Source organism: Dichelobacter nodosus (assembly GCF_001263335.1).
Taxonomy (GTDB): domain Bacteria; phylum Pseudomonadota; class Gammaproteobacteria; order Cardiobacteriales; family Cardiobacteriaceae; genus Dichelobacter; species Dichelobacter nodosus.
The window spans coordinates 45,874-69,917 of sequence record NZ_LGVW01000006.1 but is presented as its reverse complement, the minus strand read 5'-3'; the positions used below and the strand labels follow the sequence as shown (position 1 = coordinate 69,917).

Below are 24,044 nucleotides of genomic sequence, written 5' to 3'. Positions count from 1 at the left end.
AAATCAAAACCATCAACCACGCCGGTTTGAGTGGGGTCAACAATTTTATCGGCATCGGGATTAGCGCGTTTAGCTTTTTCTGCTTTGTATTGTTCAGCGAGTTTGGGGTCGATTTTACTTAAGGTTGCTTCTGGGAAATTCTTTTTTGAAATTACGACCGCGGTTTTATCGTTTTTTGATTCGGATTTATAAAAACATAAAAAACAGTTTAAAAACTTGCGGCAAAAATTTTTCTTTAAACCGCTGTCAATTTTCTCCATGATTTTTGTTTTAATGTTTTATAAAAAACATAATGTTTTCCAAATTGTTTTTAAAATCGTTCCAGTGCTGTAGAAATTATTCAAAACCACGAAAACCATTTTCGTGATTCATTAAAAATGCCGCGTTTTCAAATTTTATTAACGAAAACCGTAAACTTTTAAAATCCGCATGAATATTTCCGGCATAAAAAATGCGGCAAAACTGCCGCATATTCAAATCATTATCGTTTTATAACGTTCTTTGTCCTGTTTCGCCATTAAAGCGCGCAATCATCTTCCAAGTCACGCCGTCCTCGCTTTGCAAACAAACCGCCTCGCTGTAACCAAAAGGCAAATAGCCGCCGGGCGTTCCCAATAATTCGCTGACCACGCGCCCAATCCACGGCATATGTCCCACAATAATGGCGCTGTCTTTAATCTTTGATAACGCTTGAAATACCGTATTTAAATCTTCGTCCGGACTCAATTCCTTAATCGTCACGGGTTTACCCAAATGCGCTGCCGTTTGTTGCCCGCGCACAGAAGGCGAACAATAAATCGGCAAAGTTTTAAACGGACGCAACCATTCTGCGGTTGCTTTTGCTTGATTTTGTCCTTCATTGCTTAGCGTGCGTTCCAAATCGGATAAACCAATGCCAATGCCCGCTTCTGCATGTCGCCAAAAAATCAATCTTTTCATAAATAACTCCTTAATATTTAAACGGATAAAATAAACTCGCCTCAATCTCGCCAATGGTTTTTATCGATCGCGCCGCTGCGCATCGTTTTATTAAAATTGTGCATCACACCGCATTGCCATAATGCTGCCACCACGTTTGCAACTGCGCTTCATCAATAATCGGCACGGAAAACGCCTGTGCCCGTGCCAATTTACTGCCGGCATCAGCGCCTAATAATAAAAAATCCGTTTGCCGCGAAACCTGCGACGTCACCTTTGCGCCCAAAGTTTCCAAACGTTTTTGCGCTTCCGCGCGCGATAAACTCGGCAAAGTGCCCGTAATCACCACCGTTTTTCCCAAAAGAGGCGCATCTATTATTTTTTTTGTCGGTACGGTTGACCAATGCACGCCGGCAGCCACAATTGCTGCAATTACCGCGCGATTATCTTCATCTGCAAAAAAATGTTCGATATCCGCCGCGACCACATCGCCAATGCCCTCAATTTCTTGCAACGCCGCGCGATCAGCCGCCATAAACGCTGCCAAATCGCCAAAATGCGTCGCCAACGCCTGCGCATTAACGCTTCCCACGCCGCGAATACCCAAAGCATAAATAAAACGCGCCAACGTGGTTTTTTTCGCAGCATCGATTGCCGTCATTACATTGTGCGCGGATTTTTTACCCATGCGCGGTAAACTTGCCCAATCGTCTGCCGTTAAACAAAACAAATCCGCCGGCGTGCGCACAAATTCTTGCGCGACCAATTGCTGAATTAACTTTTCGCCCAAACCGCGAATATCGAGCGCCTCACGAGAAGCAAAATGAATTAACGCCGCCACGCGTTGCGCCGGACAATGTAAACCACCGCTACAACGCGCCACCGCCTCATCTTCATTTTGCACAATTGCTGCCGCGCAAACGGGGCAGTGTTCGGGCATTGCAAAAACCGGCGCATCGGGCAAACGTTTCTCCAAAACCACGCTAACCACTTCCGGAATTACATCACCAGCGCGGCGAATAAAAATCGTATCACCCACGCGGATATCTTTGCGCGCAATCTCCCGCGCGTTATGCAAACTGGCGCTACGCACCACAACGCCGGCAATCGTGACCGGCTGCAAACGCGCCACCGGCGTCACCGCGCCCGTGCGTCCCACTTGTAATTCAATTGCTTCAATGCGCGTAGTTTTTTCCAGCGCTGGAAATTTCCACGCAATTGCCCACCGCGGCGCCCGCGCTAAAAAGCCCGCGCGTTGTTGGTCAGCAAAACGATTGACTTTAAAAACAACGCCATCAATGTCAAATGGCAATTGTTCGCGTTGTTTCGCAAATTGCTGATAAGCCGCCAGCGCTTCCGGTAAAGTTGCCGCTTTTTGATGTAAAGAACATACGGGAATATGCCACGCGCGATATTGCTCGAGCAACGCTTCATACGTTTCCGGTAATTGATAATTTGTGATTTCCCCGTAACCATAAGCAAAAAAAGCGAGTTGCCGCCGCGCCGTGATGCGCGGATCGAGTTGCCGTAAACTGCCGGAAGCGGCATTTCGAGGATTGGCAAAAATTTTTTCACCATTGGCAGCGGCTTGTTCATTAAGCGCGTAAAACGCTTTTTTCGGCATATAAATTTCGCCGCGAATTTCGATAACGTCGGGCGGCGTATGCGTATTTAAACGCAGCGGAATTGTGCTGATGGTGCGCACGTTTTGCGTGACGTCTTCGCCGGTGATGCCGTCGCCGCGGGTACTCGCCCGTTGCAAAATGCCGTTTTCGTAGCGCAAATTGATCGCGAGTCCGTCAAATTTGGGTTCGGCAATCAAAGAAATTGCGGTTGTCGGCGATAATTGTTCTTGTAAACGGCGATAAAAATCCGCAAATTCATCGGCATTAAAAACGTTGTCCAAAGAAAGCATGGCAATGTGATGGGCGACGTTTCGAAAACGATTATCAGCTTTACCGCCAACGCGCTGCGTCGGCGAATCCGCGGGAATGGGCAAACCGCTTGCCGCTTCGAGCGCGCGCAATTTTTGCATTAATGCATCAAATTCGCTATCGGCAATGTTCGGCGCCTCGAGCACGTAATAAGCATATTCATGAGCGCGGATTGTTTGGCGCAACGCTTCCAATTCAGCAGCGATTAATGAGGAGTTTTGAGCCATTGTTCGTAATTTTGTTGAAAGATTTCAGCGGCGTGGCGGTAATTAGCGAGTTCTTTTTCGCCGACGCTGTGTTGATTAAAATCCAGCAGCCGACCGTTTAAATGCGCGGCAATTTCTTTGGCGTGCGCGATGAAGTTTTCGCAAGATTCTGTGGCGTCGTAACTGGTGGGCAATTGCATGATGAGCATGATGCCGGTGGTGGGCGTCATCAATTCGAGCTTTTCGGGAAAGGTGCCCGGACGCTGCGCGTTGAGCACGGAAAATAAAACGTTGCTGCCGCTGTCGTCTAATCGTTCATAAATATGATTGGGCGAACGCGTGAGTTGAAAAGTAGCCACGAGATCTTCGATGGCGGCGCCGTCAAAGGTTTCTTTATGCGCTGCCAAAATGGTAAAGGGAAAATTGGCTTTGGGCGCATCGGGAACTTTTTTCAGTTCATCAAAATAATTTGGCGGCAAATGCCCTGTGGGTTGGGTGGTGATTTGTTGTTTTTCTGCTTGCGCGAGGCGCGCTTGTTCTTTTTGTTTGGCTTTACGAAATATTTTCGTAGCCAACCACAATAGCAAGACGATAATCAAGGCAATGGTGAGACGAAACAGAAAAAGGGGCGTGTCGTTTGTCATGGGTTTTCCTAAAAATATGTGCTAAATAAATGGGTTACCAATAAAAAGATGGAGCCAATCTGATTTTTTAAGGGCGCAACGATAAAACGGATTTCGGCGGCAAATGTTTGTCGTTACCCAAGTTTATAAAAGGTACCATTTTAACGGCTTGTTTTTTGGGTGCAAATGTTGATTTGCGCGGTGGTGATTACGTTTTTATTAAAAAGATGATGCCGCATTTTTTCACTGTTAAAAATTAAAATATTGCCGCTATTTTGTATAAAAACGTTATTTTTAGTATCAAACGCTTATTTAACGATTTTTAGCAGCTTTTTATGATTTTTCATTTATTTACGGAGTCGTCATAAAACGGTTTTTATGAAACGTATTTCTTGCGGCGCGCGGTGGGAAGTTGGTGTTAGTTTGCGAAAATTTCGTTATAATCTCTCGCCGAATTGATCCGTGGGTAATTTAATGTCTCATCGTTACCAGCAAGCAACTTTTTCTTGTTCCGTTCATGCTGCGCACCAGCTGCCGAAAGATGCAGTGGTGGAAGTGGCTTTTGCGGGGCGTTCTAATGCCGGAAAATCCAGCGCTTTAAATGCGTTAACCAATCAAGCAACGCTCGCGCGCGTTTCAAAAACGCCGGGGCGGACGCAATTAATCAATTATTTTGCTTTGCCCGATGCAGGAAAATATTTGGTGGATTTGCCGGGATATGGTTACGCGCAAGTGCCAGATGCCGTGCGGCAACATTGGGAACATTTATTGGGCGATTATTTATTAACACGACAAGCGCTAAAAGGCGTTGTTTTGATTATGGATATTCGTCACCCGTTAAAACCTTTGGATCAACAATTGCTCGATTGCTGTCAAGCGCGCGCTTTGCCGGTTCACGTTTTATTAACTAAAGCGGATAAGTTATCGAAAAGTGCGCAAAAAATGCAGCAAAATCAAGTAGCAAACTTTTTGGCGCAACGCATGGAATCGAGTTCTGTTCAAACGTTTTCGAGTTTAAAAAAAGAAGGTTTGGACGCGTTGCGGTGTCAATTAGATCAATGGTTGGGAGGGTAGGGAGATGGGGGGCGTACCATTACATATTGTTTTATTACTTTTTGGCGTGGCATTAACCGCGGGATTCGTGGATACCATTGCAGGCGGCGGCGGTATGTTGACGATTCCGGCATTATTGCTGACACCTTCGCTTTCTCCAGAAATGGCGTTGGCAACGAATAAATTACAATCAAGCTGCGGTTCAACTTCTGCTGCTTTTTGCTTTTGGCGCAAAGGTTATATTCATTTCAAACCCATGCTCGGCGGCATGTTTACCACTGCCGTTGGCGCGGCGGTGGGCGTGATTTTAATTCATATTATTGATAGCGGTATTTTGGCAAAAGTGTTGCCGCTGCTGTTGATTACGGTTGCCGGCATTTTTATTGCGATGCCAACGTTAGGCGATGTTGATCACGCGGCAAAATTAGGTTTTTGGGGATTTGCTTTGGGTTTGACGTTGCCGATTGGTTTTTATGATGGTTTTTTAGGGCCGGGCTCAGGCAGTTTTTATATTTTGGCGTTGATTGCGTTTCGTGGAGAAACATTGCGGCAGGCAACTATGGAAGCCAAAGTGTTTAATGCTATGAGTAATTTAACGGCGTTAACCGTTTTTATTATCGCCGGACATATTGTGTGGTCTTTAGGCGTTGTGATGGGTGTCGGGCAAATGTTGGGAGCGAAATTGGCTTCGGGATTGGTGATTAGCCGCGGCAGTCGTTTAATTCGCCCGATGGTGATTATTATGAGCGTACTAATGAGCTTATATTTAGCCTATCGCAACTGGTTTTTACCTTATTTTTAATTGAGATACGTTAAAATGAACGGCGCCGTGCGCCATCAAGCAAACGGTTTATCGTGTTGATAAAAATGAGGGATAAATCAATGAAGAAGTTATTATTATCAATTTTATGGACGAGTGCTATGTTAACCACGCAAACTGCTTTTACCCTTCCTAGTTTGAATATTTACGCCACCGGCGGCACGATTGCTGGAAGTTCCGACAGCGTAACGGATACCTCGCAATATCAAGTTGCAACATTAGGCGTTGAAAAACTCATTGCTGCGGTTCCGGAATTGAAAAAAATCGCAACGGTGACCGGCAAACAAATTGCCAGCGTTGATAGTAACGATATTTCGGTAAACATTTTGCTGGAACTTGCGAAAACTTTAAACCAAGATTTGGCAGGCGGTACTGACGGCGCCGTGATTACGCACGGAACCGATACTTTAGAAGAAACCGCGTTCTTTTTATCATTAACCACGAAAACCGAAAAACCGATCGTAATCGTTGGCGCGATGCGTCCGGCAACGGCAATCAGCGCTGATGGTGCGATGAACTTATTGCAAGCATCAGCGCTTGCAGTTGCCAAAGAGGCGCACAATCGCGGCGTGATGATGGTGATGAACGACCGCATCGGTTCTGGTTATTACATCAGTAAAAACCACGCCAACGCGCCCGATGCGTTTAAATCTGTGGAATCAGGATATTTAGGATTGATGGTGGGATTAACCCCGCATTTTTATTATCAACCGCAGCAGCCGATGAATGCGGCAAATTTTGATGTGAGTCAATATAAAGAATTGCCGCGCGTCGATATTATTTTTGGCTATCAAGATGCTGATGCTGATTTATTAGATGCTGCCGTTGAGCGCGGTGCGCGCGGCGTCGTTATCGATGCAACTGGTGCCGGCATGTTGTCTACTAAGTTATTAGAACGCGTTAAAGCGTTGACTGCTGAAGGTTTTCCTGTGGTGCGCGCTTCTCGCACAGGTCAAGGATACGTTTCCATTGCTGAAGATGAAGGCATTGGCAGCGGCTTTTTAAATGCACAAAAAGCACGGATTTTATTGATGCTTGCTTTGGCAAACGGCGACGATTTAGCAGCAATTCGCGCGCGTTTTCAGTAAATCAATCATAAAAAAATTCGCTTTTGAGTGACTGCCGCGGCAGTCACTTTTTTATGAAAAACGATTTTTAGTGACGGCAATCTTTTTATTTTTGCCACCGTTAAAAAAATGACTGCCAAAGCAGTCATTAATTCAATTGGTTGCGTCGTGCTTTTTTATGCAAGATATTTTGCAAGCAGCGCTAAACTGGAAATGGCGCCTAAATCCGTTTTTACGATCCAACCGCTGCCTTTTGCCGCCGGCACGATTTCACCCGTTTTTACGTCAAACAAAGTCCCCAAAACCAAATCACGATTTCCTTCTGGCGTAATTAAAGCTACTTTATCGCCGGTTTGCAGATAATTTTTTGCTTCAACCGTTGCCAGTCCCGTTACTGGATCAAAATCAATAATTTCACCGACAAATTGTTGTGTGGCAGCATTTGAGGAACCGGTTTCATAATTTTGTTGAGCATTAATATTGCGGCGCACAAAAAAGCCATCGGTATAACCGCGATTGGCTAAACCGTCTAAATCGCGGCTTAATTGTGGATTAAAATCTTTGCCGGCTAAGGCATCATCGATGGCTTGACGATAAATTTGCGCGGTGCGCGCGGCGTAGTAAAACGATTTTGTGCGTCCTTCGATTTTCAAACAATCCACGCCGATTTCAACGAGCGCGCGAACGTGTTCAATGGCGCGCAAATCACGGCTATTTAAAATGTAAGTGCCTTGTTCGTCTTCGTTGATTTCCATATATTCGCCGCGGCGGTTTTCTTCTTCTAAAAAATATGTGCGTTCGGCATGAGATTTCGGTTTTTCTAAAACGGGCACAAAATCGCCTGCCGTTTCCTCGCGGCTTTCATGCGTTTGATAGCGCCAACGGCAGGCATTCGTGCAGACGCCTTGATTGGGATCGCGATTATTAAAATATCCCGACAATAAACAGCGTCCCGAATACGCAATACACAAAGCGCCGTGAATAAAAACTTCTAATTCAATATCTGGACAACGTTGGCGGATTTCTTTGATTTCGTCCAAAGATAATTCCCGCGACAAAATAATGCGGCTAATGCCGTTTTTTTGCCAAAATTGTACGCTCGCCCAATTCATGCTGTTGGCTTGCACTGATAAATGAATCGGCAAATCGGGGAAAGCTTCGCGCACCAGCATAATGAGTCCCGCGTCAGACATAATACAAGCATCTGGTTTTGCGGATAAAACGGGCGACAAATCGCGCAGTGCCGTTTGCAATTTGTAATTATGCGGCATGGTGTTGACGGTTAAATAAAACTTTTTGCCGCTGGCGTGCGCTTCGGCGATGCCCGTTTGAAGATGTTCATCGTTAAATTCATTGCCACGCATGCGTAAAGAATAACGCGCGGCGCCGGCATAAACGGCATCAGCGCCGTAGGCAAAGGCATAACGCATGGTTTTTAAAGAACCGGCAGGAGAAAGTAATTCAATAGGATTCGTGCTCATGATCGCTCAATAGTTAATTGATAAAAGACGTTCCGCGCTTGCGAAAAAGTTCAGTATTATACCCGAGCAGTCACATAAACTTTTCGTTTTGAAAAAAGGAATGTCAATGGAAAGAAAACACATGAATGTTGCCAGTTTTAATTTGGATCATAACGCGGTAAAAGCGCCGTACGTGCGCCTCGCGGATAAAAAAATCGGCAGCCACGGCGATGTTATTTATAAATACGATATCCGCGTTTGCCAACCTAATCGCGAGCAAATGCTGATGCCGGCTTTGCATTCTTTAGAACATTTACTCGCAGAATTAATGCGCAATCATAGCGATAAAATTTTAGATATCAGCCCGATGGGTTGCCAAACTGGTTTTTATATTAGTTTGCTCAACGAACCGGATTATCAAGTGATGCTGCATTTATTAGAAACCACGCTCAACGATATTTTAGCGGCGGAAGCCGTGCCGGCGTGTTGCGAGGAACAATGCGGTTTTGCTGCCAATCATTCGCTTTCCGGTGCGCAAGAAATCGCGCGTTATTTGCTGGCACATCGCAATAAATGGGAACAAGTTTTTTAAACAACATCACAAACGCGCGGCGCAAAAATGATAAAACGGAACGGGAAATATGCGCCGCGAAATCAAATTAGCAACAAGACAACTGGGTAATAAATAGACAAAATTAGCGGGGCAACCCGTCATTTCCATCACCACCACCGCCGCGGTTAAAGGCGATTGAGTGGCAGCGGCTAAAAATGCTGCCATACCGCATAAAATCCACGGCGCCGCCGCGGTGATTTGCCCGATTTGTGCCAACGTTTTTCCGATGACGGCGCCGGTTGATAAACACGGCACAAAAATCCCGCCGGCGATGCCAACCCAATAACTCACTACGCTGGCAAGCCATTTTCCCAGCGCTAAAGTAGGCGCATCATCATATTCGGGAGTTAACAGTTGCGGAATTAAAAATTCGCCGCTGCCGTACGTTTGCCCCTGATAAAAAAGTCCTAAAACAGTTAAAACGACGCCGCAAAAAAATGCCCAAAAATAAGGGTGACGGCAGAAAAACGCGCGCCACGATTCGGGGAATAAAAAATTTTTGCCGCGTCCTAAAACCAAAGCAAATAATCCACCGCCAACGCCACAGACTAATGCACAAACCAGCGCGCCGAAAAAAGCGTTATCAATTATTTTTGCGGCGGAAAATTGGGGAAAATACGGCGCAAAATCAATGAAAAAGCCATAAAATCCTGCCGCCAACGTAATCGTTAAAAAAACGCATTCTAATTGTCGCCAGCGCAGCGTTTTTGCGCGTCCGAGTTCTTCTAAAATAAAAACGATGCCAGCAAGTGGTGCGTTAAAAGCCGTGGCTAAACCGCAGCCCGCGCCGATGAGTAAGCATTGTTGTTCGGAAATCAGTTTGGAATGCCAAAGTCGGTGCCACGCAAACATCACCGCCGCGCCAACATGAATGGAAGGACCTTGCCGACCGATGGACGCGCCACAAAGCATGCCCAAAGCTGTGAGCGGAATTTTAAGCAAGGTGGTGTGGGCGAGAAAAAGGGCGCTGCGTTCGGGCTGATGAATGCTAGCGATGACTTGCGGCACGCCGCTGCCGGCAGTTTGTGGTGCAAAATGTTTGGTTAAATATAAAATCGCGACCAAACCAAAAGGTAATAAAACCGCGCTGATATAAGGATTTTGCGCGATCAACCAGCGATGTGTATTGGTTGCCCAGCGCGCGGCAAAAGCAAAACTTAAAATAGTTAAGGTAACGACAAAAGCGCCACCGGCAAGAAAAATAATCCGTAAACAAAAACGATAAAAACGGCAAACAAGTTGCCGCGGTTGTGGTATCCAATTCATGGTCATTAATAATTAGGGTAAAAAATCGAGCACCAGTCCTGCCCAAATCGCCGCGCCCACCCAGTTATTATGATGAAATGCCGCAAAGCAACGGGCGCGATTAAAGCCGCGAATCATATACAATTCTTGCGCCATCAGCAGCGCCGCGCTCAAAAGCCCGAGATAATACCAACTGCCGCGTCCGCCGGCAACGCCGCTTAAAATCAAACACAAAAGCATCAAAGCCGCCATCAGCGCAATAAAACGCCGTTCGCAGCCGCGCGCGAGAATAGCGGTTGAATGGAGTTTTAACGGTAGATCATCGTCGCGATCGACTAAGGCGTAGTAAGTGTCATAAACCAATGCCCAAAAGGCGCCGCCCAAAAACATGAGTCCGCCGGCTAAAGTGATTTTGCCCAAGATGGCGGTGTGGGCAAGTAAAATGGCGCTGGCAAATGCAATGCCTAAAACGGCTTGCGGCGCGGGAAGAAAGCGTTTGCAAAAGGGATACAAAAAAACGGTGAGCGCGCTGCCGACGGCAACGAGTAGCGAGGGGCGGTTGAGTTGTAATACCAAATAAAAACTAAATAAAAATAATAAGATGCTGATTAAAACGGCTTCAAAAACCGATAATTCACCCGCGGCGAGCGGGCGGTAGCGCGTGCGTTTAACAAAACCATCGATGTGGCGATCGGCTAAATCGTTGATAACGCAGCCGGCGCTGCGCATTGACCATGTGCCGAGCAAAAGAATGAGCGCGATTTTTGCCGGCGGTTTGCCGTTTCCTGCCAGCCACAGTCCCCATAAACTGTTCCACATTAAAAGCAAGGTGCCGACGGGTTTATCTAAGCGCATCAGGCGGATATATGCAGAAATTTTTTTTGATAATGACAACATGTTATGAAAAATAAAACAAGGCGCGGTGATTATAAAGCAAAAGCGCAAAAGCGGTTTGTTGATTTGCGTGTTGTGCGCCTAAAGAATGGCGTTACTGCGGGCAAGCGCAGTATTTCTGCATAAAAATGATATGATTGCCGCGTTTTTAAATCGCGATTCATCAGCGCGCTGATGGATTATTCTCATTCACCTATTTTTTGAGTACAGAAAACAAAGATGAGTCAATACGTTTTTACGATGAATCAGGTTGGCAAAGTGGTGCCGCCGAATAAATACATTTTGAAAGATATTTCATTATCTTTTTTTCCGGGCGCCAAAATCGGCATTTTGGGCTTAAACGGCGCGGGTAAATCAACTTTGTTACGCATTATGGCAGGCGTCGATACCGATATTTTGGGCGAAGCGCGTCCGCAGCCCAATATTAAAATTGGTTATTTACCGCAGGAACCGCAACTCGATCCGGAAAAAACCGTGCGCGCCGTGGTGGAAGAAGCGATGAGCGCGCTGCAAGACGTTCAAGCGGAATTAGATGCCGTTTATGCGGCATATGCCGATCCCGATGCTGATTTTGAAGCGCTAGCAGCAAAACAAGCCGAATTGGAAAATCGTTTGGCAGCTGGCGGCGGTCATGATCACGCGTTGCGCATGGATATTGCCGCTGATGCGTTGCGTTTGCCGCCGTGGGAACAAAAAGTGGCAACCTTATCCGGCGGTGAACGGCGGCGCGTGGCGTTATGCCGTTTATTATTATCGCAACCGGATATGTTGTTATTAGACGAACCAACCAACCATTTAGATGCGGAATCGATCGCGTGGCTGGAGCATTATCTCCATGATTTTCCCGGCACCGTGGTAGCAGTAACGCACGACCGTTATTTTTTAGATAACGTTGCCGGCTGGATTTTAGAACTCGACCGCGGGCAAGGTATTCCGTGGCAGGGCAATTATTCTTCTTGGTTGGAACAAAAAGAAAAACGTTTAGCGATTGAAGAAAAACAAGAATCCGCGCACCGCCGCGCATTAAAAGAAGAATTGGAATGGGTGCGCAGCAATGCCAAAGGACGACAAAGTAAAAATAAAGCGCGCCTCAATCGTTTTGAAGAATTATCCAGCAAAGAATTCCAGCAACGCGCAGAAACGCAGGAAATTTATATTCCCGTTGGCGATCGTTTGGGCGACAAAGTCATCATCGTTAATGATGTGGCGAAAAGTTTTGAACACAAAATGTTATATGAACATTTGAGTTTTCAAGTGCCGGCGGGGGCGGTGGTTGGCATTATTGGCGCAAATGGCGCGGGTAAATCCACATTGTTTCATTTGATTACCGGACGCGACACGCCCGATGCCGGAACGATTGAACTCGGCGAAACCGTGCAACTGGCATACGTTGATCAAATGCGCGATGGTTTGGACGCGCAAAAAACCGTTTGGGAAGCCGTTTCAGATGGTTTGGATATGATTACCGTCGGCAATTATACGATTCCCAGCCGCGCATATTTGGGGCGCTTTAATTTTAAAGGAACGGATCAACAAAAACGCGTTGGCGATTTATCCGGCGGCGAGCGTAATCGTTTGCATTTGGCAAAATTGTTAAAAAGCGGCGGCAACGTTTTGTTGTTAGACGAACCCACCAACGATTTAGACGTGGAAACTTTGCGCGCTTTGGAAAACGCTATTCTTTCTTTTGCCGGCAGCGCGTTAATTATTTCCCACGATCGCTGGTTTTTAGATCGGGTGGCAACGCATATTTTGGCGTTTGAAGGCGATTCACAAACGTTCTTTTTTTCAGGAACATACAGCGAATATGAAGTTGATCGGCGTCGGCGTTTGGGAGAAGCTGCTGATCAACCGCACCGAATTAAATATAAACGCATTTAAAAACGTTTTTATCATCAAAAAAAACCGGCTTTTGCAGTCGGTTTTTTATTTTTGCGGTAACGTGCGCGGTTTTTTGCGCTGTTTGCCATCGGCACGGGTAAAAAATCGCTTAAAATAGAAACGGCTAAAGCGAAAAAAGGAGCACATGATGTTAATTGTCACGGGCATGTCGGGAGCGGGAAAAAGTGTGGCGCTGCATACTTTGGAAGATTTGGGTTATTACTGCGTGGATAATTTACCGCTGATTTTGTTGGACGCTTTTGTACGCGATTTTGCCCAACATCACGCGCAACCGGTCGCCGTTGCCATCGATGCTCGTAATGCGCAAGATATCAGCGCGTTATCTGATAAATTGCAAACGATGAAAAGCGTAACGCGCATTCAAATTTTATTTCTCAACGCGCAAACAAACGTTTTAGCGCGCCGTTTTAGCGAAAGCCGCCGACCGCACCCGTTGCGCAATTTCGGCAGCGAACAAATTATTGAAGCGATTGAAAAAGAACGGAAATTACTCGGTTCTTTAAATAATATCGCCGACATGCTTATTGATACCAGCAATTACCGCGCCGCCGATTTGCGGCAGCAATTGATGCAATTGCTCAATACCACGGCGCCGCATTTATTAATCACGCTGCAATCGTTTGGTTTTAAACACGGCATTCCGGTGAACGCGGATTTTGTGTTTGACGTGCGTTTTTTACCCAATCCTTATTGGGAAGCGCGTTTGCGCGCATTTAACGGCAAGGAACAACCGATTATCGATTGGTTGGAACAATTCGCCGAACCGAGGCAATTCGCCCAAGAAACCGCGCATTATTTACAACATTGGTTGTCTTATTTCACCGGACAAAATAACCGCGCTTACCTTAATATCGCGATTGGTTGCACGGGCGGACAACATCGCAGCGTTTTTATTGCCGAATCAGTGGGCGCCATTTTGCGGCAAGATTTTCCCGATTTGCATATCGAGCACCGCGATATTGAAAAAAATTGAATTTAAAATAAAAAAGGCAGCGATTTTGCTGCCTTTTTCCGTTTTGTCGTTAAACCAGCAACATGCTGGCGGCAACTTTTTGCCGCGTTGCTTTTCCTGCCAAATGCTCCACTAATTGCAAAGCAAAATCAAAAGCACAAGCCGGCCCGCGCGCGGTGATGATGTTGCCATCAACAACGACTGCGGACGTTTGCACCTGTGCGCCGTCTAAATAGCACTCAAAACTGGGATAACACGTGGCTTTTTTGCCGCGTAATAATCCCAAATTGCCCAAAACCATGGGCGCGGCGCAAATTGCCGCAATTGTTTTGCCGCGATTGGCGTGCTGCATCAATTGGTTTTTAAATGCAGCGTGACCGTTAAAAGCGGTGGTGCCGCCAGGAATAACGAATAATTCGGCGCCGTCGTCAATATCTGCCAGCAAACAATCTGCAGTAACGGCGATGCCGTGCGCGCCGGTGACGGTTAAATCTTCTTGCAAAGAAACGGTTGCCACGTTGATTGCCGCGCGGCGCAAAATATCAACGGTTGCCAGCGCTTCGATTTCTTCAAAGCCGTTGATTAAAAAGAGATAAACTTGCGGCATTATTGTTCTCCCGCCGATTCTAAAGCGGCATTTTGTTGATCTAAACCGCTGTTGAGCGCTTTTTCGGCTTTGTGAACGGTTTCCTCTTGTTTTTTCAGCAAAATATTGTCTTGCGCGGTTTTTTGTTCTGCCTGATCGCAGGCGTTTAAAAATCCTAACGCAAATAAAATGGTGATGAGGTGACGATGCATAAAAAACTCCTTTTTTAAAAAGAAAGGTGATTGATTTTATTCGCTTTCTTCAGGATACGCTTCCATCGATTCCAGCGATAAATCATTTTGTTTTTTACTTTGTTGCTCGGCGGGATCAGAATCCAAAGATTCTAATTGCAGATCCAAAGCTTTTTCGAGGCGTTCGGTGCGATTTGACGGGTGAAAAATATCATTTTCATTTCTTTTGGGAATGACGCCCACGGTATCCGGATTATTTTCAATATCAATTAATGCGCGGATATTAGCGGGCAATTTGCTCACGCCCCAATCGGCTAATTTAATAAAATGCGGCACGAGCGTTGATTCTTGCCAAAATTTTTCTTTGGTTAACGCCGGCACGAAAACGCCGAAAAATACGATTAACGAACAAATAATTGCCCCGCGCGCCAAACCAAACAAAACGCCTAATAAACGGTCAAACCCCGTCAAACCCACAAAATCGAGCAAAGACGACAGCAAAATATTAAGCAATCCTACGGCGAATAATGAAAGAAAAAATAATCCGCCAAAAGCGGCAACGTAGCTGATTAAACGGTCGGAAATAATTTGTTGCACATAATTTGTTGCCACTGGTTCAGCGAAATGGTAAGCAACCCATATTGAAGCCGTCCACGCCACCAGTGATAGCAATTCTTTGATTAAACCGCGGCTGATGCCAACCAGCGCGGAAAAAAGCAAAATGCCTCCCAAAATTAAATCCATACCATTCATGCCTTGTAGAAATTGCATTCTCTGCTCCTTTTATCGTGAAACTGCTCGTCCATTAATACCCATGACCGACAAACGATTCAGTAAACCGTCAACATCGCCGCCGCGCACCGGTCCAATATAGACGCGGTGATAAGTTTTTCCTTGCACGGATACCGTTTCCATTTCCGTCGCCAATCCTGCTTTTTTGATTTCTTGCATACGGCGCTGCGCATTTTCCGGACTACCAAAAGATCCCGCTTGAATCCATATTTTTTGCGCTGATTCGCGGGCGGCGGTTGGTTCCGATGTTGTTGCTATTGTTTCTGCCGTTTTTGTTGCCGCCGGCGTATTCATCGGTTGATTTTGTTGTGGCGCATTTTGATTGACGAGTTTTGGCGCTGCTTCTTCAGGCGCCGTTGTGCGTTCTGACATTTCGCTGGTTTCCAAAGAAGTCAGCGTAATTGTGGCGCTGCCGTTTTGTGGATCGATTAACGGCGCGGTGGTGTCAGATTCGTGTTCTGCGGCGGTTTGTTGGGGTTCAGGTTGCGGTTGTAATTGTGGCGGAACGGGCGGTGAAAACCACAATTGAAAAAATACCACCATAAATACCGCTAAAAATAAAACGCCTAAAATGCGTGCAATCCATTGATTATTCATAATTTCTATAATTTCTCCGCCGATAAAATCTGCTGTACCGTATGAAAAGAACCCATCACAACGATAGTATCTTGAGTATCTTGCGCGTGGGCTTTTTGTTGCGCTGCCCGAAATGCTTGAATCACATCGGGACAAGTGGTGATGGCGTTTTCAGGAATACCTGCCGCTAAGGCATGCATTGCCAGCGTTGGCGCATCGGTTCCGCGCGCGCCCGTAAGTCCACCTAAAAACCAATGCTGCGCAAGCGATTGTAACTGTTTGAAAATAGCGTCGTGATCTTTATCGCGTAACATGCCGCAGACGAATAAAAACCGTTCGGGCGCGTCCAGCGTAGTTAAAAAATGCGCCAATATTTCTGCACTGTCGGCATTATGCGCCACGTCGATAACGATCCGCGGACGGGTATTTTTAACCATCAAACGCGCGAAATTATGCGCTTCTTTTACCGCGCGTTGCATTAATTCTGGTTTTAAATCAAACCAATGTGCCAAAATCACCGCCGCCGCCGCACAATGGCACAATTGATGCTCACCGCGCAACAGCGTTGGCAACGGCAAATCAAAATGATAATGCGCCCATTGAATATGAAAACGATCGTTTTGCGATTCCACGCGATAAGGGCATAGCTGCGCCTGCATACGTTTAACGGCATCAGCTAAAACGTTTGTTGGTTGTTCGGCTGCCATCGCCACCCATTGTTTTGCTCGCAAAACGCCGGCTTTTTCGGCGGCGATTTTATCGATGTGATCGCCGAGCCAATCCGTATGATCCAAACCAATGCGGCTAAAAATCACGGCATCAGCATCTAATAAATTCACCGCGTCTAATCGTCCGCCCAAACCCACTTCTAAAACGGCAATGTGCGGTGGACGTTGTGCCATCAAATAAAACGCCGCGAGCGCCGACCATTCGAAAAAAGTCAACGTGATAGTGCCGCGCGCGCGATCGATTGCTTCAAAAGCGGCGCACAATTCGGTTTCTCTGACCATGTGATCATTAAAACGAATACGTTCGCGGTAATCGATGACATGCGGGGAGGTAAAACTGGCAACTGAAATGCCGTGCGCCAAACAAATCGCTTCTACCCACGCCACGCACGATCCTTTGCCGTTCGTGCCGGCAACGGTAATGATGTGTTCGGCGATTTTGGGCGCGCCCAATTGTTGCCAAACGCGTCCGATGCGCTCCAAACCTAAATCCCACGTTTTAGGGTGCGCGTTTTCTTGCCAAGCAAGCCATTCGGATAGATTGCGTTTGCGCGGCAGCTCGCTCATGATTTTTCTACCTCGGAAACGTTTTCATCGGCAGCGGGTTCATCATTATTTTCGGTTTCCGTTACTTCGGTTTGCGGCGCGCCGTTTTCTGGTGCTTCTGATGTTGATTCATCGGTATCTTCAAGTTCGGCGGGCAAAGTTTCGCTTTCATTTTCTGAGATAAACGGCATTTCTTTTTTGCCCAACATTGCCAACAATAAAGCCAATTCCGCGCGCATATCGCGCCGGTCAACAATCATATCGATTGCCCCTTTTTCCAACAAAAACTCGCTTTTTTGAAAACCTTCGGGCAACGTTTCGCGCACCGTTTGCGCAATAACGCGAGGGCCGGCAAAACCAATTAAAGCATCAGGTTCGGCAATAATAATGTCACCCAACATTGCCAGCGATGCCGAAACGCCGCCCATCGTTGGATTCGTTAACACGGTGATATAAGGCAGTTTTGCTTGGCTTAATTGCGTTAACGCGGCTGCTGTTTTTGCCATTTGCATTAAAGACGTTAAACCTTCTTGCATACGCGCGCCGCCGCTGGTGACAAAACACACAAAAGGCGTTAAATGCGCAATAGCGTGTTCTACGGCGCGCACAAAACGTTCCCCCACAACCGATCCCATCGATCCGCCCATAAAATCAAAATCAAATGCGGCGGCGGTCAGCGGTTGACCGTATAAAGTGCCTGCCATTGCCAAAAGGGCTTCCGTTTCTCCCGTTGTTTTTTGCGCTTGTGTTAATCGGTCTTTATAACGTTTTAAATCTTTGAATTTTAAGAAATCATTGGAACGCAACGCGGCGCCGATTTCGAAAAGTTCGCCGTTTTTGTCGAAAATTTCTTGTAAGTAATTGCGCGCGGAAATGTGCAAATGATGACCACATTTTGGGCAGACTTGTAAGTTATATTCCAAATCTTGGGAATACAAAATTTCCTGACAGCCGCTGCATTTTTGCCATAAACCATCGGGAATTTGCTGATTTTTTCTTCTGGTTTTAATGCGTGAAGGCATTAAATTATCAAACCAACTCATAACGACTCCATCGTTTGTAGAAAGGAATATTTTGTTCAAAAGGCGACTATTTTCGAGAGTTTCGCGCAATTTCGCAACATAAGCCGTAAAACGTTCATCTCATTTGAGAAAATGATGACGCGAAACAATCGCAGTTTTAGGGAAAAATCGTGTTACAGTAACCGCGAACAATCATCTATTGGGTTGATGGTACCCAAAGGTTTTTTATGAAAAAAGTATTATTTTTATCCGCGCTGTTTTTGTGTTTGCCGGCGTGTCATTGGGATTTCAATGAAAAAAACGCGCTTGTTGAGGCGGCGCATCAGAAAAGTGCTGAAGAAGTGGCGCAGATTTTTTTAAAAGAATCTTTAAATGGCGATGTAAAAAAAGCGGTGCAATACGTTGATTTAACGGGACAAAATGAACAACAAATTGTTGCCGATTTCACCGAATTTCAACAATTGATTAAAGAAGCCGGCGGCGTGGATCGGATTTTGTTGCATCGGCGTTTATATGATGAAGACGCAAATCGCGCGGTGATTCCGGCAACGGTCACTTTTGTGCGTCCGCTGCATGATAGTTATTCTTACGATGTGACGTTGAATTTGGTCGCACAAAACGATACGTGGAAAGTAATGTTTCGTGAGGGCGAAATCGATACGGAACCGGTCGCCATGATTGATTTGACGACGCCGGTGGCAAAAAAATCCGAAAAAACAGTTTCTCAATCGCCGCGCGTGGCATCAACGAAAAAAGACGCGAAAAAATCGGTAGTTGCACATAAAAAAGCTTCAGCAAAAAGCAAAGTTGCGCAAAATAGTAAAAAAGCGGTCGCTAAAAAGGCGGCAAAAAATAAAACGGTGAAAAAATCGGCAGCCAAAAAACCGGTAACTCAAAAAACACCGCAAAACAAAGCCGCTAAGAAAAAGGCGAGTAAAAAAACGCCGGCGCCCGTGAATAAAAAACCAGCGGTTAAGAAAAATAAAACCAGCGCTAAAAAGAAATAAGCATAAAAAAACGCTGCCCAACGGCAGCGTTTTCAATTTTCCGCGGATTATTTCACGGCTTTTTTGATTTCATGGCTGGCTTTATCTGCCGCGTGAGAAACGCCTTGACCGGCTTTTTGTACGTCTTTACCAAAGCCGCCAACGGTATTGCAGCCAACCAATACGAACATTCCTAAAAGACAAGCAAACATCGCTTTTAATTTCATTAAATTTCTCCGGATGTGAATTATTTATTGTGTGCACGAAAAAAATCGTGCACGAAAAAAATCGTGACGAGTTTTTGGAATCATCTGGCTTCAAAAGCCGTCGTTATTCCTCGTAGAATTATCTACGATTCTATGTGTGGAATCCAAATTTTTTGCTGATCGTTAAAATCAGCCATCAAAAGCGTTTTAAAAATGAAAATAAGAAAAAGGAAAGCATCATGCCAATCAATGATACGGACAAAAATCATTTTATCGGCGCGTTTTTAGCACAAAGGGCGGGCGGTTGTTCGGAAAATTTTGTGCCTCATTTTGAACGCGTGATGACGGCAATCGCTGCCGGAAATACGGTAGTTGCCGCAGAAAATGCGATTGCCGACGGCGCGTTAATTGTAACGGCAGATGCGGCAAAAAAGGGCGCGGTGGCGCCGTTGGTTAGTGATGGTACTTTTTTATGGCTTTATCGGCTGTGGTTTCAGGAGTGGCGTTTGGCGAGTTGCATTCAAAAAAAATTAAATGCCGCCGACGATTCTATTTTGGAACATAATTCATTTGATGACGGTTTAAATGCCGAACAAAAGCAAGCGCTTAAAATGGGATTGACGCGGCAATTAAGCATTATTAATGGCGGGCCGGGTACGGGAAAAACGTTTACCGTGGCGAGAATCGTTGCCGCTTTATTGGCACGAGATCCCGATTTAACAATTGCATTAGCCGCGCCAACGGGAAAAGCGGCTCAACGTTTGGAAATCGCGTTGCATCAGGCTTTTATAACGGCGCAATTAACGCGTCCGACGCAACTTACCACCGCGCAGACGGTGCATCGTTTATTGGGCGTGGATAACACGGGAACGGCGCGTTATCACGAACATTATTTTTTACCGTATGACGTGGTGATTATCGATGAAGCTTCGATGCTGTCGCTAGAATTAGCCGCGCAATTGTTTCAAGCGCTGGCGCCGCATACCCGCATCATTTTATTAGGCGATGCGCAGCAATTAGCCGCGGTGGAGGCGGGCGCGGTGTTGCATGATTTGGCGCAACAATCAGCGTTAAATCATCATGTGGTGACGTTACAAGAATCACGGCGTTTTCATCAAACATCGGGCATTGGGATTTTGGCGCGGTGCACACAAAATGCATCGCAAACGGCGTTAACCGCGGCGTTAGAGCACGAAGATATTGCTTTATCACCGTTGGCGCGGCGCCCGAATTATGATCGTTTATATGAACCATATCGCGATTATGTGGCAAAGGTGGCGGCGGGCGCGGCGGTTGATGTTTTATTACAACAGTTTGATAATTATCGTATTTTAACGAAAACACGTTATGGTGCGTACGGAACGGCGGCGGTGAATGAGCAGATGAAAAAGCGGCATTTAGCGCAGATGGGCGTTAACGGAAAACGCGCTTTTTATCAGGGCGCTCCGGTGATGGTGACGCGCAATAATTATGCGCACGGCGTTTTTAATGGCGATATTGGCATTTGTCTTGCCGATGAGCGGGGACAGATGTTGGTTTATTTTCGTGAAGATTTCGCTGTGCCGTTATTGTTTTTAAAATCGGATGATTTGGATTTTGCTTATGCGTTAACGATTCATAAAGCACAGGGGTCGGAATTTGAGCAGGTAGCGTTATTGTTGGATAAACAGGAAGAAGGTTTGACGCGGGAATTAGTTTATACGGGCATTACGCGGGCAAAAAAACAATTATTGCTTGAGACGACGCCGGCAATTTTATTAAAAGCCATGCAAACACCCACGCAACGTTTAACAGGTTTATCCACTTTTTTTTAAAATTTAAATAATGATAAAACAATAAGATGATTGAAAATGGACTTTATTTTTAGAGAAAAACTTGCCGCCGCGGAGAAAATCATTATAATGCGCCATCTCGATTCATGATAATTGGATGCTTAGCTCAGTTGGTAGAGCAACGCCCTTACAAGGCGTGGGTCATAGGTTCGAGTCCTATAGCATCCACCAGTGCGGAGTGGTAGTTCAGCTGGTTAGAATACCTGCCTGTCACGCAGGGGGTCGCGGGTTCGAGTCCCGTCCATTCCGCCAATTTTTTCTCAATACTTGATTTAGTCAGGTATTTTTTTATGCCTCAATTTTTGGAGTGGTAGTTCAGCTGGTTAGAATACCTGCCTGTCACGCAGGGGGTCGCGGGTTCGAGTCTCGTCCATTCCGCCATGATTTCAACCGTTTGTGTTCATTAAGTGTCGCAAGCGGTTTTTTTATAAGTGGTTTTTGGAGCATATGTTCCGCTGATATTCTGATACTGTTTGGATTTAGCATTTTATATCACCGTATCGCAATAAAAGAACGATCAATCAAATTTAATTGAACAATTAATATTCTGACGGTTTGGGCAGCGGTAGCATATTTTGCAAATAACTGAAATGACTGTTACCCAGCAATTTTTAATTGATGATTTTTAATCGTGAGCAATACGCGATAGATCGTTGATGACTGCTTCAGTAGCGTGCACGACATAACACCCACACTCAATATCGGTAATGTTTTCATTGAGCAGCCGCACTATTTTCGTTGAATTGATAGGTTATTTTTTTATTTTGAGACCAAAATCTGCGTTGAGATTATCGTTCATCGTTATCATTTCTTTATTTAAAAAGATACACCCCACCAGTTGTGGGGTGTGAAGGCAATTCAGAGTGTCAAAAAATCCAGTTGAATAAATATCCCGAAAGGATGATGCACAGCGTTGTGACCCCGAAAAATATTCCTATCAGACGCCAAGTCATAACTTTTTTGAGCATCGTAGCTTCCGGTATGGATAAAGCAATGACTGCCATCATAAACGAAAGCGCAGTACCAAATGGAATCCCTTTTTCTACTAAAACTTGCATAATTGGAACTACGCCTGCAGCGTTGGCATACATCGGAACTCCAGCAAAAACGGAAAGTGGCACAGCGTACCAAGTTTTTTCAGAAATATAAGCTTCGAAAAAACCCGTTGGGATGAAGCCGTGCATAATAGCGCCAATAGCAATTCCGATAATGACATAAATGAGCACTCCGCCAACAATACTCCATGCTTCACGAATAATGGGAATAATGCGTTGACGAAATGGAGTTACAAAGGTATCAGTTTCTGCATGAGGAAGTTGTTTTTCGTACACTGCTTGTTTTGCCCAATCGCTCAAATAGGGTTCCAAATTCATTTTTCCAAGAATGCCCCCCGCAACAATACTCAATATAAATCCGGAAAAAGTATAAATTAACGCTACTTTCCAGCCGAATGTTCCCCAAAACATAGCAATAGCGATTTCGCTAACAAGCGGAGAACTGATAAGAAAAGTCAGCGTTATTCCCAGTGGTAATCCACCTTTTACAAAACCAATAAAAAGGGGAACCGATGAACAAGAGCAAAACGGCGTTACCAACCCTAGAAATGACGCGATGAAATAGTCAAGCCCATACATTTTATGCGTTGCTAAGTAACGCCTCATTCGATCAACAGGAACATATGAATTAATGATCCCCATTAAAATACTGATGCTGAATAACAGGATCAAAATTTTAATCGTATCGTAGAAGAAAAAATTAACGGCTTTGCCCCAATGACTTTCAAAACCCATGCCTAAAACACTGTAAACAAGCCAATCGGCAAAATTTTTAATCATAAACTCAAACTACTTTAATAAATCTACAATTTCCTGTTCAGAAGGTATTCTACCTTTGATTTTTACTTCACCATTAACGGCTACTGCTGGCGTGGATATTGCGTTGTATTTCATAATTTCCATGACGTCTTCCACTTTTTCAATCGTGGCATCAATACCCAATTGCGCCACTGCTTTTTTTACGATTTCGTGTGTTTTTACGCATTTTGAACAACCCGTTCCTAAAATTTGAATTTTCATTCGTATCAACCTCAATATTTTCAAACACAAATGCATCACGATTTCCATAAAATGGGCAACAACATATTTAGCCATTTTTCGAGCAATTTCATATCGTTACAATGTTTAAAGTCAATTTATGGAGATCGCCCACCGAAGTATAGCACCGTACAACACGACAAAGTAATATCACGTTTGTCAGTTGAAAAAGCAGCTTTATTCAGCTGCTTCTTATTGGTATTGATGAAAAAATATTTGCTGGATAACGCGTTTGCCCAAAAATTAATCTTGAATTAAAGAATACACGGCAGCCGTTCCCAACTTTTCGCGTCCTTTTAATGCCGTCAATTCGAGTAAAAACATCGCGCCGATAATTTCCGCGCCCAAAGATTGCAGTAAATTCATACACGCGTGCATCGTGCCGCCGGTTGCCAAAACGTCGTCAACCATCATAATGCGCATGCCTTTTTTAATGTCTTGTTTATGCACTTCCAAACAATCTTCGCCGTATTCCAAACCATAATTAATGTGCGCGACTTCCCGCGGCAATTTATGCGGTTTACGCAGCGGAATAAATCCGATTCCTAAACGATGCGCCAAAGCTGCAGCAAAAATAAAACCGCGCGCTTCCGGACAAGCAAGCACATCGGGAATCGCATTTTGGCGCTCGCAAATCATCGCCATTTCTTCAATTGCTGCTTTAAAACCCGCACCGTTAGCAAGCAGCGGCGTAATATCCTTAAAATTAATGCCGGCTTTAGGATAATCGGGAATATTAATAATGAGATTTTTCCAGTCCATGTTCATCACTCCTTCGATCATTAAAATCGTGATTCTA

Annotated in this window: 25 protein-coding genes and 3 tRNA genes; 11 read left to right on the top strand and 17 right to left on the bottom strand. The window is 45.3% G+C overall.

What is annotated here, in order from left to right; translation table 11 throughout:
- The 4 genes from AKG33_RS07430 to AKG33_RS00580 all read right to left on the bottom strand — a co-directional run.
- The coding region (locus AKG33_RS07430) for a hypothetical protein (protein ID WP_152907700.1) at nt 1-260 on the bottom strand (260 nt) is incomplete at its 3' end.
- 229 nt (nt 261-489) lie between these two features.
- A complete protein-coding gene (locus AKG33_RS00590) occupies nt 490-939 on the bottom strand; it encodes a SixA phosphatase family protein (RefSeq protein ID WP_050707769.1) in 450 nt (149 codons plus the stop codon).
- A 103-nt stretch (nt 940-1,042) separates the two neighbouring features.
- Nucleotides 1,043-3,079 (bottom strand): NAD-dependent DNA ligase LigA, encoded by a 2,037-nt coding sequence (gene ligA, locus AKG33_RS00585; RefSeq protein ID WP_050707768.1) that lies wholly within the window; start codon nt 3,077-3,079, stop codon nt 1,043-1,045.
- Nucleotides 3,058-3,702: a cell division protein ZipA C-terminal FtsZ-binding domain-containing protein gene (locus AKG33_RS00580; RefSeq protein ID WP_012030731.1), complete on the bottom strand. Its 645-nt coding sequence runs from the start codon at nt 3,700-3,702 to the stop codon at nt 3,058-3,060. The genes ligA and AKG33_RS00580 overlap by 22 nt, the downstream gene beginning before the upstream one ends.
- Nucleotides 3,703-4,155: 453 nt before the next feature.
- Between AKG33_RS00580 and yihA the strand changes: the two genes are divergently transcribed.
- The 3 genes from yihA (at nt 4,156) to AKG33_RS00565 (ending at nt 6,642) form a co-directional block, all read left to right on the top strand.
- Nucleotides 4,156-4,755 (top strand): ribosome biogenesis GTP-binding protein YihA/YsxC, encoded by a 600-nt coding sequence (gene yihA / locus AKG33_RS00575; protein WP_012030732.1) that lies wholly within the window; start codon nt 4,156-4,158, stop codon nt 4,753-4,755.
- A gap of 4 nt (nt 4,756-4,759) precedes the next feature.
- Nucleotides 4,760-5,536, top strand: coding sequence for a TSUP family transporter (locus AKG33_RS00570; RefSeq protein ID WP_012030733.1), 777 nt, complete (start codon nt 4,760-4,762; stop codon nt 5,534-5,536).
- A gap of 80 nt (nt 5,537-5,616) precedes the next feature.
- Nucleotides 5,617-6,642, top strand: coding sequence for an asparaginase (locus tag AKG33_RS00565; protein ID WP_050707767.1), 1,026 nt, complete (start codon nt 5,617-5,619; stop codon nt 6,640-6,642).
- 155 nt (nt 6,643-6,797) lie between these two features.
- On the opposite strand, the gene trhP is transcribed toward AKG33_RS00565, so the two are convergent.
- Nucleotides 6,798-8,102 (bottom strand): prephenate-dependent tRNA uridine(34) hydroxylase TrhP, encoded by a 1,305-nt coding sequence (gene trhP / locus AKG33_RS00560; protein WP_050707766.1) that lies wholly within the window; start codon nt 8,100-8,102, stop codon nt 6,798-6,800.
- A gap of 106 nt (nt 8,103-8,208) precedes the next feature.
- On the opposite strand from trhP, the gene AKG33_RS00555 reads away from it, so the two are divergent.
- Nucleotides 8,209-8,673, top strand: coding sequence for an S-ribosylhomocysteine lyase (locus tag AKG33_RS00555; RefSeq protein ID WP_012030736.1), 465 nt, complete (start codon nt 8,209-8,211; stop codon nt 8,671-8,673).
- A 6-nt stretch (nt 8,674-8,679) separates the two neighbouring features.
- Here AKG33_RS00555 and AKG33_RS00550 read toward each other — a convergent pair whose 3' ends face one another.
- Nucleotides 8,680-9,960 carry a chloride channel protein gene (locus AKG33_RS00550; protein ID WP_161802445.1) on the bottom strand — a complete coding sequence of 427 codons (1,281 nt, stop codon included), beginning with the start codon at nt 9,958-9,960 and terminating at the stop codon, nt 8,680-8,682.
- Between the two features lie 12 nt (nt 9,961-9,972).
- The gene (locus AKG33_RS00545; RefSeq protein ID WP_050707764.1) at nt 9,973-10,836 is read right to left on the bottom strand and encodes a 4-hydroxybenzoate octaprenyltransferase; all 864 of its coding nucleotides are present in this window, start codon (nt 10,834-10,836) and stop codon (nt 9,973-9,975) included.
- 216 nt (nt 10,837-11,052) lie between these two features.
- Here AKG33_RS00545 and ettA point away from each other — a divergent pair, with 216 nt between their 5' ends.
- Both ettA and rapZ read left to right on the top strand, forming a co-directional pair.
- The gene (gene ettA / locus AKG33_RS00540; RefSeq protein WP_050707763.1) at nt 11,053-12,714 is read left to right on the top strand and encodes an energy-dependent translational throttle protein EttA; all 1,662 of its coding nucleotides are present in this window, start codon (nt 11,053-11,055) and stop codon (nt 12,712-12,714) included.
- A 145-nt stretch (nt 12,715-12,859) separates the two neighbouring features.
- Nucleotides 12,860-13,708, top strand: coding sequence for an RNase adapter RapZ (gene rapZ / locus AKG33_RS00535; RefSeq protein WP_228369818.1), 849 nt, complete (start codon nt 12,860-12,862; stop codon nt 13,706-13,708).
- Between the two features lie 49 nt (nt 13,709-13,757).
- On the opposite strand, the gene AKG33_RS00530 is transcribed toward rapZ, so the two are convergent.
- Genes AKG33_RS00530 through accD form a run of 6 tightly spaced genes read right to left on the bottom strand, consistent with a single transcriptional unit; the run spans nt 13,758 to nt 18,149 of the window.
- Nucleotides 13,758-14,294: a DJ-1 family glyoxalase III gene (locus AKG33_RS00530; protein ID WP_012030741.1), complete on the bottom strand. Its 537-nt coding sequence runs from the start codon at nt 14,292-14,294 to the stop codon at nt 13,758-13,760.
- A complete protein-coding gene (locus AKG33_RS00525; RefSeq protein ID WP_012030742.1) occupies nt 14,294-14,485 on the bottom strand; it encodes a hypothetical protein in 192 nt (63 codons plus the stop codon). The genes AKG33_RS00530 and AKG33_RS00525 overlap by 1 nt, the downstream gene beginning before the upstream one ends.
- 36 nt (nt 14,486-14,521) lie before the next feature.
- Nucleotides 14,522-15,235, bottom strand: a complete 714-nt coding sequence (locus tag AKG33_RS00520) for a CvpA family protein (RefSeq protein WP_012030743.1) — start codon at nt 15,233-15,235, stop codon at nt 14,522-14,524.
- A gap of 12 nt (nt 15,236-15,247) precedes the next feature.
- On the bottom strand, nt 15,248-15,853 hold the full coding sequence (locus tag AKG33_RS00515; RefSeq protein ID WP_012030744.1) for an SPOR domain-containing protein: 606 nt from the start codon (nt 15,851-15,853) through the stop codon (nt 15,248-15,250).
- A 5-nt stretch (nt 15,854-15,858) separates the two neighbouring features.
- Nucleotides 15,859-17,127 carry a bifunctional folylpolyglutamate synthase/dihydrofolate synthase gene (locus tag AKG33_RS00510; protein WP_012030745.1) on the bottom strand — a complete coding sequence of 423 codons (1,269 nt, stop codon included), beginning with the start codon at nt 17,125-17,127 and terminating at the stop codon, nt 15,859-15,861.
- Nucleotides 17,124-18,149, bottom strand: a complete 1,026-nt coding sequence (accD, locus tag AKG33_RS00505; RefSeq protein ID WP_012030746.1) for an acetyl-CoA carboxylase, carboxyltransferase subunit beta — start codon at nt 18,147-18,149, stop codon at nt 17,124-17,126. The genes AKG33_RS00510 and accD overlap by 4 nt, the downstream gene beginning before the upstream one ends.
- Before the next feature lie 206 nt (nt 18,150-18,355).
- Between accD and AKG33_RS07110 the strand changes: the two genes are divergently transcribed.
- Nucleotides 18,356-19,135 carry an NTF2-like N-terminal transpeptidase domain-containing protein gene (locus AKG33_RS07110; protein ID WP_081423583.1) on the top strand — a complete coding sequence of 260 codons (780 nt, stop codon included), beginning with the start codon at nt 18,356-18,358 and terminating at the stop codon, nt 19,133-19,135.
- A gap of 47 nt (nt 19,136-19,182) precedes the next feature.
- On the opposite strand, the gene AKG33_RS07105 is transcribed toward AKG33_RS07110, so the two are convergent.
- Nucleotides 19,183-19,341 carry an entericidin A/B family lipoprotein gene (locus AKG33_RS07105; RefSeq protein ID WP_012030748.1) on the bottom strand — a complete coding sequence of 53 codons (159 nt, stop codon included), beginning with the start codon at nt 19,339-19,341 and terminating at the stop codon, nt 19,183-19,185.
- Between the two features lie 218 nt (nt 19,342-19,559).
- Here AKG33_RS07105 and recD point away from each other — a divergent pair, with 218 nt between their 5' ends.
- The 4 genes from recD (at nt 19,560) to AKG33_RS00480 (ending at nt 21,533) form a co-directional block, all read left to right on the top strand.
- The gene (recD, locus tag AKG33_RS00495) at nt 19,560-21,134 is read left to right on the top strand and encodes an exodeoxyribonuclease V subunit alpha (RefSeq protein WP_012030749.1); all 1,575 of its coding nucleotides are present in this window, start codon (nt 19,560-19,562) and stop codon (nt 21,132-21,134) included.
- Nucleotides 21,135-21,247: 113 nt separating this feature from the next.
- Nucleotides 21,248-21,323: transfer RNA gene (locus AKG33_RS00490), tRNA-Val, on the top strand.
- A 4-nt stretch (nt 21,324-21,327) separates the two neighbouring features.
- Nucleotides 21,328-21,404: transfer RNA gene (locus AKG33_RS00485), tRNA-Asp, on the top strand.
- 52 nt (nt 21,405-21,456) lie between these two features.
- A tRNA-Asp gene (locus AKG33_RS00480) sits at nt 21,457-21,533 on the top strand.
- A 485-nt stretch (nt 21,534-22,018) separates the two neighbouring features.
- Here AKG33_RS00480 and AKG33_RS00475 read toward each other — a convergent pair.
- The 3 genes from AKG33_RS00475 to AKG33_RS00465 all read right to left on the bottom strand — a co-directional run bounded on the left by AKG33_RS00475 (nt 22,019) and on the right by AKG33_RS00465 (nt 24,013).
- The gene (locus AKG33_RS00475; protein WP_012030750.1) at nt 22,019-22,987 is read right to left on the bottom strand and encodes a permease; all 969 of its coding nucleotides are present in this window, start codon (nt 22,985-22,987) and stop codon (nt 22,019-22,021) included.
- A 9-nt stretch (nt 22,988-22,996) separates the two neighbouring features.
- A complete protein-coding gene (locus AKG33_RS00470; RefSeq protein WP_012030751.1) occupies nt 22,997-23,302 on the bottom strand; it encodes a thioredoxin family protein in 306 nt (101 codons plus the stop codon).
- Nucleotides 23,303-23,488: 186 nt separating this feature from the next.
- Nucleotides 23,489-24,013 carry an adenine phosphoribosyltransferase gene (locus AKG33_RS00465; protein ID WP_012030752.1) on the bottom strand — a complete coding sequence of 175 codons (525 nt, stop codon included), beginning with the start codon at nt 24,011-24,013 and terminating at the stop codon, nt 23,489-23,491.
- Nucleotides 24,014-24,044 lie beyond the last annotated feature (31 nt).